13 protein-coding genes are annotated in these 13,625 nt (G+C 61.6%); 8 read left to right on the top strand and 5 right to left on the bottom strand.

The window, feature by feature from the left end; genetic code table 11:
- Positions 1 to 11: 11 nt before the first annotated feature.
- Positions 12 to 923 carry a LysR family transcriptional regulator gene (locus JQ628_RS25165; protein ID WP_212226531.1) on the bottom strand — a complete coding sequence of 304 codons (912 nt, stop codon included), beginning with the start codon at positions 921 to 923 and terminating at the stop codon, positions 12 to 14.
- 117 nt (positions 924 to 1,040) lie between these two features.
- Here JQ628_RS25165 and JQ628_RS25160 point away from each other — a divergent pair, with 117 nt between their 5' ends.
- Positions 1,041 to 2,681 (top strand): FAD-dependent oxidoreductase, encoded by a 1,641-nt coding sequence (locus JQ628_RS25160; RefSeq protein WP_212226529.1) that lies wholly within the window; start codon positions 1,041 to 1,043, stop codon positions 2,679 to 2,681.
- Between the two features lie 67 nt (positions 2,682 to 2,748).
- Positions 2,749 to 3,729, top strand: a complete 981-nt coding sequence (locus JQ628_RS25155; protein WP_212226527.1) for a Bug family tripartite tricarboxylate transporter substrate binding protein — start codon at positions 2,749 to 2,751, stop codon at positions 3,727 to 3,729.
- 69 nt (positions 3,730 to 3,798) lie between these two features.
- On the opposite strand, the gene JQ628_RS25150 is transcribed toward JQ628_RS25155, so the two are convergent.
- From JQ628_RS25150 to JQ628_RS25140, 3 genes are all read right to left on the bottom strand, one after another.
- Positions 3,799 to 4,728: a PDR/VanB family oxidoreductase gene (locus JQ628_RS25150; protein WP_212226526.1), complete on the bottom strand. Its 930-nt coding sequence runs from the start codon at positions 4,726 to 4,728 to the stop codon at positions 3,799 to 3,801.
- Positions 4,718 to 5,950, bottom strand: a complete 1,233-nt coding sequence (locus JQ628_RS25145) for an aromatic ring-hydroxylating dioxygenase subunit alpha (RefSeq protein ID WP_212226525.1) — start codon at positions 5,948 to 5,950, stop codon at positions 4,718 to 4,720. Before JQ628_RS25145 ends, JQ628_RS25150 begins: the two co-directional genes overlap by 11 nt.
- A 63-nt stretch (positions 5,951 to 6,013) precedes the next feature.
- A complete protein-coding gene (locus JQ628_RS25140) occupies positions 6,014 to 7,069 on the bottom strand; it encodes an ABC transporter substrate-binding protein (RefSeq protein WP_212226524.1) in 1,056 nt (351 codons plus the stop codon).
- A gap of 174 nt (positions 7,070 to 7,243) precedes the next feature.
- Here JQ628_RS25140 and JQ628_RS25135 point away from each other — a divergent pair, with 174 nt between their 5' ends.
- On the top strand, positions 7,244 to 7,795 hold the full coding sequence (locus JQ628_RS25135; protein WP_212226523.1) for a MarR family winged helix-turn-helix transcriptional regulator: 552 nt from the start codon (positions 7,244 to 7,246) through the stop codon (positions 7,793 to 7,795).
- Positions 7,796 to 7,867: 72 nt separating this feature from the next.
- On the opposite strand, the gene JQ628_RS25130 is transcribed toward JQ628_RS25135, so the two are convergent.
- The gene (locus JQ628_RS25130) at positions 7,868 to 8,353 is read right to left on the bottom strand and encodes a MarR family winged helix-turn-helix transcriptional regulator (RefSeq protein ID WP_212226522.1); all 486 of its coding nucleotides are present in this window, start codon (positions 8,351 to 8,353) and stop codon (positions 7,868 to 7,870) included.
- Positions 8,354 to 8,520: 167 nt separating this feature from the next.
- Here JQ628_RS25130 and JQ628_RS25125 point away from each other — a divergent pair, with 167 nt between their 5' ends.
- The 5 genes from JQ628_RS25125 to JQ628_RS25105 all read left to right on the top strand — a co-directional run bounded on the left by JQ628_RS25125 (position 8,521) and on the right by JQ628_RS25105 (position 13,611).
- On the top strand, positions 8,521 to 9,849 hold the full coding sequence (locus JQ628_RS25125; RefSeq protein WP_212226521.1) for a Rieske 2Fe-2S domain-containing protein: 1,329 nt from the start codon (positions 8,521 to 8,523) through the stop codon (positions 9,847 to 9,849).
- A 5-nt stretch (positions 9,850 to 9,854) separates the two neighbouring features.
- Positions 9,855 to 10,907 (top strand): ABC transporter substrate-binding protein, encoded by a 1,053-nt coding sequence (locus JQ628_RS25120; RefSeq protein ID WP_212226519.1) that lies wholly within the window; start codon positions 9,855 to 9,857, stop codon positions 10,905 to 10,907.
- Between the two features lie 69 nt (positions 10,908 to 10,976).
- On the top strand, positions 10,977 to 12,098 hold the full coding sequence (locus tag JQ628_RS25115) for an amidohydrolase family protein (RefSeq protein WP_212226517.1): 1,122 nt from the start codon (positions 10,977 to 10,979) through the stop codon (positions 12,096 to 12,098).
- Complete coding sequence (locus JQ628_RS25110; protein ID WP_212226508.1) at positions 12,095 to 13,201, top strand: amidohydrolase family protein; 1,107 nt, start codon at positions 12,095 to 12,097, stop codon at positions 13,199 to 13,201. Before JQ628_RS25115 ends, JQ628_RS25110 begins: the two co-directional genes overlap by 4 nt.
- Positions 13,198 to 13,611, top strand: a complete 414-nt coding sequence (locus JQ628_RS25105) for a Rieske (2Fe-2S) protein (RefSeq protein WP_212226506.1) — start codon at positions 13,198 to 13,200, stop codon at positions 13,609 to 13,611. The genes JQ628_RS25110 and JQ628_RS25105 overlap by 4 nt, the downstream gene beginning before the upstream one ends.
- Positions 13,612 to 13,625: the final 14 nt, after the last annotated feature.

The following is a 13,625-nucleotide window of genomic DNA, read 5'->3' as shown; positions in this document are numbered from 1 at the left end:
CGGCCGCCCTTTTACTTTTCCGCTCGCCCGGATTGCTGCGCGAGGATCGCCCGCGCTGCCGTGACGAAGGCTTGTGCGGCCGGCGACAGGGTCCGGCCCTGATGCTGTAGTAGCGACACTGGGCGCGTGATGGCCGGCCGCACCAGAGGTTTTGCGATCAGCGTCGGAAACTCGTCGGCCGGCAGCATCGTTGTGGGAAGAATGGCAAGTCCCAGTCCCTGCGCCGTCATGGCGAGCGCCGTGTTGAATAGCGTCACTTCATAGGTTGGAGCCAGGCGCTTGCCCTGCGCGCCCAGTACCTGATCGATCTGCATGCGGATCCGTGTCTCGCGTCGCATCGCGATCGTCGGCAACTGCGCCAGTTCGTCCCATGTCAGCGAACGCCGCGCCACGAAGTCGGGGGTACGGCGGCCGATCGCGCTCAGCCGCCCGCGGGTCAGCGTCTCGATCGTCATCTCGGCGATCTCGCCTTCCACGCTGCCGATCGCGAACTCCGCATCGGTTGCGATCATGCGCGGCACGAGATCGTCGGCTGCGACGTCCCGCATGTCGATTTCGATATCAGGATAAGCTGCATGGAATTTCGCGAGAACCGCCGGCAGCAGCGCCGATGCGGCGCCGGCTGAAGCGACAAACGCGACGCGGCCGGCGCGAGCCGCCGCAAGGTCGCGCATGCGCCGCGATAGTCCTGATGCGTCGCTCAGCATGCGTTCGGCGGCATGAAAAGCCTCATTGGCCGCCAGCGTCGGCTGCACCGAACGCGTGGAGCGATCGAACAGCTTTACGCCGAGCTGCACTTCGAGCTGCTGGATCAGCAGGCTTGCCGCCGATTGGGTGATCCCCAGCTCGCGTGCGGCCCGCGTGATGCTGCGCGTGCGATACACGCCGGTGAAGGCTCGTAACTGTCGCAACGTGATATTCATAGGAAAAGCTCATGAATTGATGAATTCTTTCTGGCTTATCTTATAAGCAACCCTGCAATAAAGTGCACGCTGCGGAGGCGCGATGTCAGCGGCCATGCAAGGGGATGGGGAACGAGCATGAGGACTCAGGTATTGGTCGTGGGCGCGGGCCCCGTGGGATTGACCGCGGCTATGGATCTGGCCTCGCGCGGGATCGACGTCGTCGTCGCGGAGCTCCGCCACGCCGGCGATCCGCCCAGCGTTAAGTGCAACCACGTTTCGGCGCGCTCGATGGAAATCTTCCGCCGGCTGGGCGTGGCCGCAAAGCTGCGCGAGGCAGGGTTGCCCGCGGACTTCCCGAATGATTGCTCCTATCGGACCACGGCGACCGGCATCGAGCTCTGCCGCATCGATATTCCCTCCCGCTCGCTCCGCTACAGCGCAACCGGCGGTCCCGATACCTGGTGGCCGACGCCCGAGCCGCCACACCGGATCAACCAGATCTATCTCGAGCCGATCCTGTTCAGCCACGCCGCGGCCCAGCCGCGCATCACCATTCTGGCGCGTACGGAAATCGTGGCGATCGAACAGGGTGAAGACGGCGTGATCGCATTGGCCCGCGATCTCGATAGCGGGAGCTCGCTCCGCATCGAGGCCAGCTTTGTGATCGGGTGTGACGGCAGCCGTTCTCTCGTTCGCAAATCGATCGGTGCGAGCCTGTCCGGAACGCCGGTGATTCAGCGCGTGCAATCGACCTATATCGAAGCCCCGCGACTCAAGGAGCTGATGGGGTCGCACACGCCCGCCTGGATGGTGCTCTCGCTCAACCCGCGACGCTCGGGCACGACGGTTGCGATCGACGGTCAGGACCGCTGGCTGGTCCACAATCATCTGAGGCCCGAGGAGCCGGAGTTCGACTCGGTCGATCGCGATTGGGCCATCCGCGCCATCCTCGGCGTTGATGAGACCTTCGAATATCGCGTTCTCAGCAAGGAGGACTGGGTCGGACGCCGGCTGGTGGCCGATCGCTTCCGCGACCGCAGGGTCTTCATCTGCGGCGACGCAGCGCATTTGTGGATGCCCTATGCGGGCTACGGCATGAATGCGGGCATTGCCGATGCCGTCGATCTGTGTTGGCAATTGGCGGCGCATCTGAACGGGTGGGCGCCGGCTTCGATTCTCGATGCCTACGAGGCGGAGCGTCAGCCCATCACGGAACAGGTATCGCGCTTTGCGATGGACCATGCGATGAAGATGATGGCGCAGCGTGGCGGAGTGTCTGCGGAGATCGAGGATGACACGCCGCGCGGCCACGCGGCGCGCGCAGCGCTGGCGAGGGCGGCCTACGATCTCAATGTGCAGCAATACTGCTGTGCCGGACTGAATTTTGGCTATTACTACGATGCCTCGCCGATCATTGCCTATGACGGCGAAGCCCCTCCGCCCTATACGATGGGGAGCTTCACGGCTTCCACCGTCCCTGGCGCGCGTGCGCCGCATCTGTTCCTGCGCGACGGACGATCGCTTTACGACGCGTTCGGAGCCGGCTACACATTGTTGCGGCTCGACCGAACGATCGACGTGACACGATTGCTGTCCGCCGCGGAAGAGCGCGGCATGCCGCTCGCGCTTGTCGACATCGCGCCGGACGAGGCAAATGGTGCTTATGCCGAGAAGCTCTTGCTTGCGCGGCCCGACCAGCACATCGCCTGGCGCGGACAGATCGCGCCTGAAAATCCCCAAGCCTTGCTGGCGCGCATCACTGGCGCGGCGGCATAACCGGACATCGAACCGCCGGCCTGATGGCCGTTGGCCGCAAATATAAAAACGCATTGAGGAGGAGAACGTGTTTCATATTGCAAGGCGCCGCATTCTGGCCGTGCTGACCGCCGCGACTTTTGCCGCGTGGCCGCTGAAGGCAGCCGAAGCGGCCTATCCGGAGCAGTTGATCAAAATCATCGTCACGTTCCCACCCGGCGGCAGCGCCGATACCGTCATCCGGGCCCTCGAGCCGGTGGTCACTGCCGAACTCAAGCAGAGCCTGGTGATCGAGAACCGTGCCGGGGCCGGGGGCAACATCGGTATGGCCGCAGTCGCGCAGGCGAAGCCGGACGGCTACACGCTTGGCGTCGCGCCTGCCGGCGCGCTGACGGTGAATCCGCACGTCAATCCGTCGATGCCGTTCGATCCGAAGGGGCTCGCACCCATCACCCTGCTTGCGGAAATTCCCTTTGTGCTGGTGTCGTCGGCGGACGTGCCTGCGCGCACAGCGGCGGAGACGATCGCGCTCGCCAAGGCAAAGCCGGGTGGGCTGTCGATCGGACATGGCGGCAATTCGACGGCGATGCATCTGACGGCGGCGCTGTTCACGCAGAGGGCCGGGATCACCATGGAGCTGGTCCCGTATCGCGGGACCGCACCGGCGACGGTCGACGTCCTTGCGGGGCATGTCCCCTTCGCGGTGCTGGATATCCCCGCGTCAAGACAGCTGATCCTCGAGGGCAAGCTCAATCCGATCGGCGTTTCCTCGGCGCGCCGCCTTGCATCATTGCCCGACGTACCGACTCTTGCCGAGAGCGGCCTTGCGGGCTTCGAATCCGTGGGTTGGTTCGGACTCGTTGCTCCGCCCGGGGCGCCTGCCGACATCGTCGCCAGGCTGAACGAAGCCTTCGTGAAAGCCCTGAAGGATCCATCGGTGGTCGAGAAGATCCGGACCCTCGGCGCAGAGCCCGCGCCGACGTCGCCGGAGCAGTTCGGCCGCTTCATTCAGAGCGAAAGCGCGAAATGGGGCAAGCTCATTAGCGAGGCCGGCATCAAGGCGAACTGATTCATCACGATGGAAGCGCTGTTCTGCCATCCCGACGTGATGAATTCAGGGCGGCGCGAGATCACCGGTTCAAAGGTCGAGAACAAGGCGGCCTTCTTTCGACCCCGAGCAACAAATCATCATCGTTTCGCCTGAAGCGCGCTCGTCGTCCGTCAGGATCTGATCGTGATGATCGGGCGCACCTGCCAGAACCTTGGTCTCGCATTGCCCGCAGACACCCTGCTGACACGAGAAGGGTAGATCAAGGCCCTCCGCGAGCAGCGCATCGAGAATAGTTGTCCCCGGCGGCACCGGAACCGCACGCCCGCTTCGGGCCAGCACGACCGTGAAGCCATTATGGTTGCTTTCGACGGGCATCGCACCGAACCGTTCGAAACGAACGCGCTCTTCCGGGATGGCCTGTGCAGCTTCCCGAAACGCCGCAATCATCGATTCCGGACCGCAACAATAAAAGTGGGCTGCGGGATCGGACGACCCGATCAAAGCTGCGATGTCCAGCGGCTGGCTGGCTGTTCGGCTGCCCCAGAATCGAACCCGATCGCCGTGACGGGCAAGGGCTTCCGTAAAACCGGTATGGTTCGACCGCGTTGCATAATGCAGTTCCCAGGACATGCCATTGGCTGCGGCATGGTCCACCATGGTCATGATCGGCGTGATGCCGATCCCGCCAGCGACGAACACCGAGTGAGTTGCGCCGAGGTCGAACGAAAAATGGTTTCGGGGTTCGCCCACCAACAGACGCGTGCCGACGCGGATCTCTTCGTGCAGGAAGCGTGAGCCACCACGGCTTGCGGGATCGCGCTTGACCGCAATGACGTAGCGGTCCGGCCGCAGCTCCCACAACGAGTATTGCCGTACAAGGCCGTTCGGCAGATGGACGTCGACGTGATCGCCCGGGCTCGCCGTGGGCAACGCGATGCCGGACCGGGAGACAAACTCATAGGCGTGCGTGTCTTCGGCCAGATAACGAATCGCGTCGACCCTTACTTCAAGGGGCATCAGTCTCCTCAAGGAAGAAGTTGCCGGCCTTGACCTCTATCATTTCCGCTCCATTTGTCCCCGCGCCGATCGGATCCTTGCCTTCTTCAACCGCCTTGATCTGCCGCGAGAGCAGCCGCCGCAGCATCACAATTCCCTTGTCGGTCGTGCCGAGCCGCTCTTCAGAATGGAAGGTGATGGGACCCTGACCAAACTGGGCTTCAAAATCGTCCGGGAACAGGCGGTGTTCTTCGTCCGTCATCTCGGTCCACAGCTTGCCATCGTGGTTCACGAGCCGGGATCGCCTTGTATAGAGCGGCTCAGCGCCGTTCGGCACCCGCGCGACGCCGAGCGAGCGATGCGACGTGTCGTCGGCCGGCACCAGCCAGGCCACTTCGCGCCCCTTGCCCGATGTCATCTCGATGGACGGCACGATGCGGACGTTGGGCAGCAAGACCTGCGTGATCCTTCGAAATGTCCGTCCGTTGATATCGCGGATCGAATTGGTCGCGACGCCGTGGTCGAGGTAATCCCAATCGACTTTGGGCAGCACGCCCAGCTCCTCGCGAAACTGAACGCCGCTGAAGCGTGCGTGCAGGATCACGACATGGAACGGATCCATGACGTTCTCGTAATTCTGGAGCCAGTTGTAGGGGACATTCGGATTGGCGGCGTTGCGCCCGCCGCCGACATAGAAGCTGTCGCGATCCTGTTCGAGGTGTTCGTCGTCGCCAAGATTTTCGAGCGTGTCGTAACGCGGAAGCGGCGGCTTGCGGTCGAGTGGCCCCATATAGGCGAACACGAGGCCGTAACGTTCCTCGACGGGGTACCAGGGCTGGCGCGCCTTGTCGCGGTGAAGGCCACCTTCAGGCTCGCACGGCTGTTCAAGACAGTGCCCTTCCACGTCGAAGAGCCAGCCGTGATAGCAGCAGCGAATTCCGGACTCTTCGACCTTGCCGTAATAGAGCGTGGTGCCGCGATGGCAGCAACGGGCATGCAACAGGCCGGCGCGTCCTTTGCCGTCGCGGAACAGGATGAGGTCCTCGCCCAGCACCCGCACGCGCTGGGGCACCGCCGTCACCGTGTCCGATACGCCGACCGGATGCCAGTAACGGCGCAGAAACTCGCCGCCCGGCGTGCCTGGGCCGACACGGGTGAGCGATTCATCGAACGTGCCTGGTGGCTTGCCGTATCCTCCGCCGTCGATCTGCCGCCCGGAAGGTTTCGCGGTCGTCATGCTCATGCTCATCTCCAGAAGGCTCTGCGGCCTGAGTTTGGCCGCACGAGAAATGCTTGTCTCAAGTCACTATTGATAGATCTCGCGCGCCAGGCGCAGCATCTCGTCTTGCCGATCTGCGCTCGAAGTGCCGAGAGGTTTTGAGCAAGGCGCCGCCAAACCGGCCACTTCCGGCATCGGCTTGCCGTTCACCGTTGTGTAGCCGCCGCGGGCAAAGATCTGCTGGGCCTCATCGCTGAGGTAAAAATTCATCAACAGGCGCGCCGCGTTGGGATGTGGCGCATCCTTCAGCATTGTCAGATCGAAGCGGACGTAGGGGCAGCCTTCCTCGGGCGCGACGAACCTCACGGGAAGCCCTTTGATGGCGACGTAGTAGGGGAGAACCTCGGGAACAAGCAGCGGGTATTCGCCGTGCGTTACGCGCCGCTCGGCATTGCGGATGTCCCGAACAAAGGCAGGCTTCTGCTTGGCAAACTCCCGATGAAAATCCGCCCCCAGCTTGTCGGTAAGCACGAAAAAAAGGATCGAGCCGCCGCCCAACGCACGCATGTCGTCGGCCAGGATCTTGTTCTGCCATTTCGGATCAAGAAGGTCGCGCCAGCTCTTTGGCTCGTCGCCGGGTTTGACGAGGTTGTTATTCACCAGGATGCCGTAGCTCAGCGTGTTCGAACTAAGGCGCGTCCCGTCGGCGACATACGGGGGCACGACATTCTTTGCATTCGGAATGTCGCCATAGGGCTGAAAGGCGCCCTCCGCAGCCATCCGTTCGGTCGGCGTGCTGCCGTTGTAATGCACGTCACCCACGGCCCGTCCTGCGCTCTGCTCGACGCGGATGCGTTCGAGGATTTCGCTGGCGCGTCCTTCAAGGACATCAATGCGGATTCCGTAGCGCTGCTTGAACAGGTTGTTGATCTCGGTGACTGGCGGGGCGCCCGGCGCCGCGCTGTAGATCGTGACCGAGCCTTCTTTCTTGGCATTGGCGACGACTGCATCCCAGTCAGGGGTCTGCGATTGTGCGGGCTTCGAAACGGCGGTTGCAGCGATGACCAAGACGGCGATGGACGAAGCGATCCATCTCCAACGCGCGCGAGATCTGCACGCAGTGACGTCCAACCGCTCGCCCATATGCGTCTCCCTTACGATTATTATAAACGTGATTTAGTTGCGTTTCGCAAGTTTTGAAATCGCTGTCAAGGGCGTGTATGTAGAATGGCGTCGCGCACAGTTGACGATTCCGCGTGCGTTATGCTCGCCCCTTCGTGGGGCTCTTAAAGATGCCTTTGGGGGGGACAGCTACGCGTGACAAAGGTCAGGAAACGCGAGAGAAAGGCTCACGAAAACATCGAGCCGAAAAAGATGAAGACTGAAGCAGGCTACGATCCTTCGTTGCCGCTTGAGCGATGGATATCTTATCGCTTCGGTCTGATTTTAAGTCGCGTCGGCAAGTTCACGGCCGATATGTACAGAACCAAACATCAGTTGAGCCAGCCGGCCTGGCGATCGCTTGCCGTCATTGCCCGCTATGAGCCACTCTCGGCGAAGGAGCTTGCGGGGCGCACGTCGTCTGACCCGTTCAAGGTCGCGCGCGCGCTCGAAGCGCTGACCACACAGGGGCTGATCGAGCGCGATGCCGATCCAAGCGACCGGCGCAAGGCTCGCCTCAGGCTGACCAGGAAGGGCTGGGTCGTCTATCGCGACGTCGAGCGTTTGTCACAGCGCGTCGAACTCTATTTGAGAGAAACGCTCCATCCCGACGACCTGCGACGGCTGGAAAAGACCATAGATATTCTGGACGGGCGAGTGGCGGAGCTCATGGATCGTTTCAAGTGGCAGGATTTGATGGGTGACTGAGCGCCTGGGCTAGAGCACCTTGCCTCAGATCGGATTTGATCCCGCCGATCGGCTGCCTTCGGCTTCGACAATTCAGTTGTCGATAAATTCCTTCCAGCTCCGGCTCCTGACGCGATCCTCGAGCCGGTGGTCCAGCTTGTCGAGGAGATGCCGAAGCCCGGCGAGCTCGGTCGCGCTGAGCCCATTGGTAATCTCCCGTTCGACCCGAACAGAAAATTTCTCGATATCCTTGTAAATCTTTCGGCCTTCCCGGGTGAGGCCGAGGCTTGCGCGACGGCGGTCGGCCTTGTCGACGCCACGACGGATAAGGCCGCGGCGGACAAGCAGTTCGATGGCGCGGGCAACCTTCGAGGGATCCGACGACGTTAGTGCGCCGAGCTGTGCTGCGGTGAGTGGCTGATGCCGGGCGATCACCGCAAGACTTCGCCATGCCGGCATCGTCAGATCGTGGCGGCTCACGTACATCTGCGCGATGTAATTGCCCAAATGGGCCGCGATGCGGCTGAAGCGATAGCCGATCCAGTGCTCGAGCGGCGGCGGCGAATGTTTGCTTTTCATGGAGAGAAATATCTCAGCAAAGAGTCGTCGGAACTATAGAGCTCTCCATAAGGTGACTCAACGAACGGCACGGTTGGTCGCGTTGCGCATTGACCTATCTCAATAATACTTGCATAATGAAACTAATTCTAAATTGTGCAGCGCACGATAAAAGCAGGGAGATGTTCATGTCCAAGGCAACGGATGGCCATGATCTCACACGCGTCGGTCCTGGTACGGTGATGGGCGAAATGATGCGGCAATACTGGATTCCGGCCGCAGCCTCATCCGAATTGAAGCCGGACGGCGATCCGATGCGGCTCATGCTGCTTGGCGAAGCCCTGATTGCGTTTCGCGACAGTTCTGGTCGGGTGGGGGTGCTCGACCATCGCTGTCCTCACCGCTGCGCGTCGCTGTTCCTGGGCCGGAACGAGGAAAACGGCATCCGTTGTGTTTACCACGGCTGGAAGTTCGACGTGGACGGCCGCTGCCTTGAAATGCCGAACGTGCCTCCACCGCAGGACTTCAAGGAGAAGGTTCGGGCCAAGAGCTACAAGGTGCGGGAGCAGGCCGGGCTCATCTGGGTTTACATGGGAGCCAGGGCCGAACCGCCTCCAATGCCCATGTTGGAAGCCTTGTACGTTCCCGAACAGGATCTGACCTTTACGCTGCTGCAACGGGAAGCCAATTGGCTCCAGGGGCTGGAGGGCGATATCGATACCTCGCACTTCGGCTTCCTGCACGCAGGTCACGTCAAAGCCGAAGATTTCGAGGAAGGGCATCCGGCCCGCCACACGGTGGCGAACCGCGCGCCGGAATATAAGGTCGGCGATACCGAATGGGGCACGATGTACGGAGCTTATCGGCCCGAATCGGACGGGCGCATGCATTGGCGCATGGCGCATTTCTGCCTGCCGTTCTGGACGCAGACTCCCAACGCGGATTTTGCCGACCATGTCGTGGCGAAAGCGTGGGTGCCGATGGACGACACACATACGATGCTGATCTCGATTTACGGCGGCAAGGCCAAGGGGGCGACCTATTCGTCTTCGAAGCTGAAGTCGGGCTCGGGCATCAGTGGCGCGGATCCGCTGGTCTACCTGCCCAATACGACGGACTGGTTCGGGCGCTGGAGGCCCGTGCAGAACCTCCGCAACGATTGGGAGATCGATCGCGAGGCGCAGCGCACAAATCGCGTCTATACCGGCATTCGCAACATCGTGATGCAGGATCAAGCGGTCACCGAAAGCATGGGTCCGATCGTCGACCATACGATGGAGCATCTCGCTCCGAGCGACATCATGATCTCGCGCACGAGGCGGCGTTTGTTGACGGTTGCGCGTGGGTTCGCCGAGAAAGGGATTGTGCCTCCCGGCGTTGACGATACGGAAGTGTTCTGGAATGCCCGCGCCGGATCGTTTTATGCCGACGGCAAGATTGACTGGCTGGAGGCCTACGATCAGCAACTCAAGAGCGCCATCCGCTGGCCCGCGTCGGGCCAGCAAGCCGCGGAGTAGGGGCCATGTCCTCGGATCTCCCGGTCAAGACGGCGCTTATCACGCGACGGGCCGCCCTGCTGGGGCTGGCCGCCGGAACGGCGGCGCTGTCAGCCTCGCGGTCGGCGCGCGCGGAAGACGAGTGGGGCAAGCTCGTTGCGGCGGCCAGGAAGGAGGGGCGTGTTGTTCTCTACAGCGCGTTCGTCGGCCTTGCCACGCACCAGGCCCTCAAGAAGGAATTCGAGGCATCCTACGGCATAACGGTCGATATATTGGAAGCCAGGGCAAGCGAGGTGCGGGAGCGGATCCGCATCGAGCAAGCGGCAGGGCGGTTTGCGGCAGACGTGTCCGAAAACGGGCGCACGACGACGACCCTTCAGATGGAACAGGATCGTGTCTTCGATCCCTATGGGCCGCTTCCGAGCCTTGGGCATTTCAAGCCGGAATTTCGCGGCGACGACATCCGGCTTCCGGTGTTTGCCATCGTCTACGGCATTCTCGCCAACACGCAACTCGTCAAGGCTGGCGAAGAACCGAAGAGTTGGCTTGATCTCGCCGATCCACGCTGGAAGGGCAAGATATTGAGCGACGACTTCCGTGCGCTGGGCGGCGGAGGCGTGCTGTTTTATGTACTCCAGGAGAAGTTTGGACGCGACTTCATGGAGAAGCTCGCCAAGCAGGACCTGAAGTTCAGCCGCGAGATTCCTGCAAACGAGCGGCGGCTCGCGCGTGGAGAGTATCCGCTCTATATCCCGCAGAACCTGACTTCGATACGCGATCTCAAGGGGCTTCCCGTCAAGTTCCTGACGCCGAGTGAAGGGTTGCCCTATATCGGCTACGATCTGGCGCTGCTCAAGAATGCCCCGCATCCGAATGCGGCGCGTCTGCTCATGGAATATTATCTGGGCCAGAAGATGCAAAAGAGCTTCGCGGATCTCGGCCTGCTGCCTGTGACGTCCAGGGAATTGCCTGGGGTCGATCCGGCCATGGCTGAACTTGAAAAGGGCAAGCTGCTCGGTACGACCGATGCCGCGAAAATGGACAAGATGCTCGTGCTTGCGCGCGAGATGTATCCTTAAGTTGCCGTCTGGCGTGGGTTGCCTGGGTGGCGCCCCGCACAGATGCAAGATCCGCGTGGAGAGTTCGCAATGCAAGACCCGCAAGCGGCAGGTCCGTCAATCGGATTACAGAACGCAATCGATTGCGATCTGCACCCTGCCGTGCCGTCAATGGCAGTGCTGCTTCCCTATCTGGACGAATATTGGCGCGAGATGGTTTCCGTCCGCGCGTTGGACCGTCTCAACCTGAGCCTCACGAGTTACCCGCAAAACGCTCCTCTTTCCTGCCGGCCGGACTGGATGCCGGCGGACGGGACGAAGGCCGGCGCGTCGCTCGCGATGATGCAGCGCCATGTGATCGACCGATACAAACTCCGCTTCGGCATCCTCAACTGCCTTTACGGTGCGCAGGTCTTTCACAGCGAGGATATGGCAGCTGCGTTCTGTCGCGCCACCAACGATTGGATCAGGGACGAATGGCTTGGTCGCGACGCGCGGCTGCGGGCGTCGATCGTGATTCCCGCCCACAATACGGAACTTGCGGTGCAGGAGATCGAGCGCCGCGCCAATGATTTCCGCTTTGTTCAGGTGTTGATGCTGGTGTCCGGCGAGGTGACGCTGGGCCGGCGGCAGCTTTGGCCGATCTACAGGCTGGCCGAACAGCTGAAGCTTCCCATCGGCATCCACGCCGGCAGCGCTTACCGTTACGCGCCGACCGCTGTCGGCTGGCCGTCCTATTATGTTGAAGACTACATCGCCCAATCCGCTGCCTTCGAGAACCAACTCCAGAGCATGATCTCCGAAGGCGTCTTCGCCAAATTTCCTGACCTGAAGGTTGTGGCGATCGAATCCGGTCTGACATGGCTGAGCGGATTTATCTGGCGGGCCGATAAGACCTGGAAAGGCGTTCGGGCCGAGGTCCCCTGGGTAACGAGGGCGCCGTCGGAGATATTAAGAGATCACGTTCGGCTTACGGCACAACCTATCGACGCAGCCGACGAGCGCGAAGCCATCTTGCGGCTGGTCGACCATCTCAAGTCGGACAGGTTGTTCCTGTTTTCCACCGACTATCCGCACTGGCAATTCGACGAGGATAACGCGTTGCCGGCTGGTCTGCCTGACGCCTTGGCCCGGAACATCCTATTCGACAATGCGCTGGCCACATACCCGCGGCTGTCGAAGGCAGATCAGCCCATGGAGGTTGCCCGATGAGCATCATGGATCTGGATCGGAAGAGTCCGGCGAAGCACAGACTTCAGGTCATCGACTGCGACATTCATCCCGCGATGACGTCCTGGAAGGAAATCCATCCCTACCTCGAAAAGCGCTGGATCGATCATCTTGCGGTCTACGGCAGCCATTTGCGGCATGCATTTTCCGAAGCGCTGTCGCATCCGCGCATGTCGCCGGACGCTGCCAGGGTTGATGCGTATCCGGAAGAGGGCGGGCCGCCGGGTTCGAGCCTCGATCTGATGAGGAAACAGCATCTCGATCCGAACGGTGTCGAGGTCGGGATGCTGATTCCTCTCCGCTGGAATCCCGGCAGCCAGAGAAATCTCGACTTCGGGGCCGCGCTGACGAGGGCCATGAACACCTGGCAGGTGGAACGCTGGGTGAAGCAGGACCCGCGGCTTCGCGCCTCCGTGCTCGTTGCGCAGGAAGATACTGATGCCTCGGTTGCCGAAATCGACGCGCGTGGGGGCGATCCGAATTTCACGCAGATCCTGCTGCTGCCGCGGACCGACGAGCCGCTGGGACGGCGACGTTACTGGCCGATTTTTGAAGCCGCTGTCCGCAATAATCTTCCGATCACTGTCCATGTCGGGGGCACGAACGGCCATCCTTCTACAGGCGGCGGCTGGGGCTCCTATTACATGGAGGAGCACCACATGGTCGCCCAGGCCATGCAGGCCGTGATGGCAAGCCTCGTTTTTGAGGGTGTGTTCGAACGGTTTCCGCAGTTGCGCGTCGTGATCATGGAAGGCGGCCTTGGCTGGATACCCTCACTGAGTGCCCGAATGGACAAGCATTGGAACAGGCTCCGAAGCGAGGTCCCACACGTGAAGCGGCCGCCGTCCGAATACGTGCGGCAGCATGTCTGGTTCACAACCCAGCCGATGGAGGAGCCGGGAAGTGCTGCGGCCCTGCTCGACTTGTTCGATCGGATAGGCTGGGATCGACTGCTGTTCGCAACGGACTATCCCCACTGGGATTATGATGATCCCCGCTATTCCTTCAAAGCAAATCTGACCGAGGCGCAGCGCCAGCAGATTCTGTACGGCAATGCGCGCCGTTTCTACGGGTTCGACAAGTGACCCGTCACGTCGTTGCCACCGTCGATCAGGTGCCACCCGGACAGCGGCTTCTCGTGACGGTCGCAGGCCGCGAAATCGGCATATTCAATATCGACGGCGAATTTTTTGCCGTCGGCAATCGATGTCCGCACAACGGCGCATCGCTGTGCAAGGGAAGGATCGTCGGCCTGGTCGAGGCCAGCCAGCCGGGTTCGTACCAGTTCAGCCGCAAGGGCGAGTTCCTGCGCTGTCCATGGCACGGCTGGGAGTTCGACCTGCGCACCGGAAAGTCATGGTGTGAGCCTGACCGCACGAAGGTGCGAAGCTACGAATTGAAAGTCGAGGCGGGAGAAACTTTGGTCGAGGGGGATCTGCGGGCCGAGACGTTCCCGGTATCCGTCGAAAAAGAATACGTCGTGCTCGAATTGTAGCGCGGCCAGGAAAC

This window comes from Bradyrhizobium lablabi (assembly GCF_018129385.1).
GTDB lineage: Bacteria > Pseudomonadota > Alphaproteobacteria > Rhizobiales > Xanthobacteraceae > Bradyrhizobium > Bradyrhizobium lablabi_C.
The sequence above is the reverse complement of the archived record's forward strand: the minus strand, read 5'-3'. Positions and strand labels throughout refer to the sequence as shown.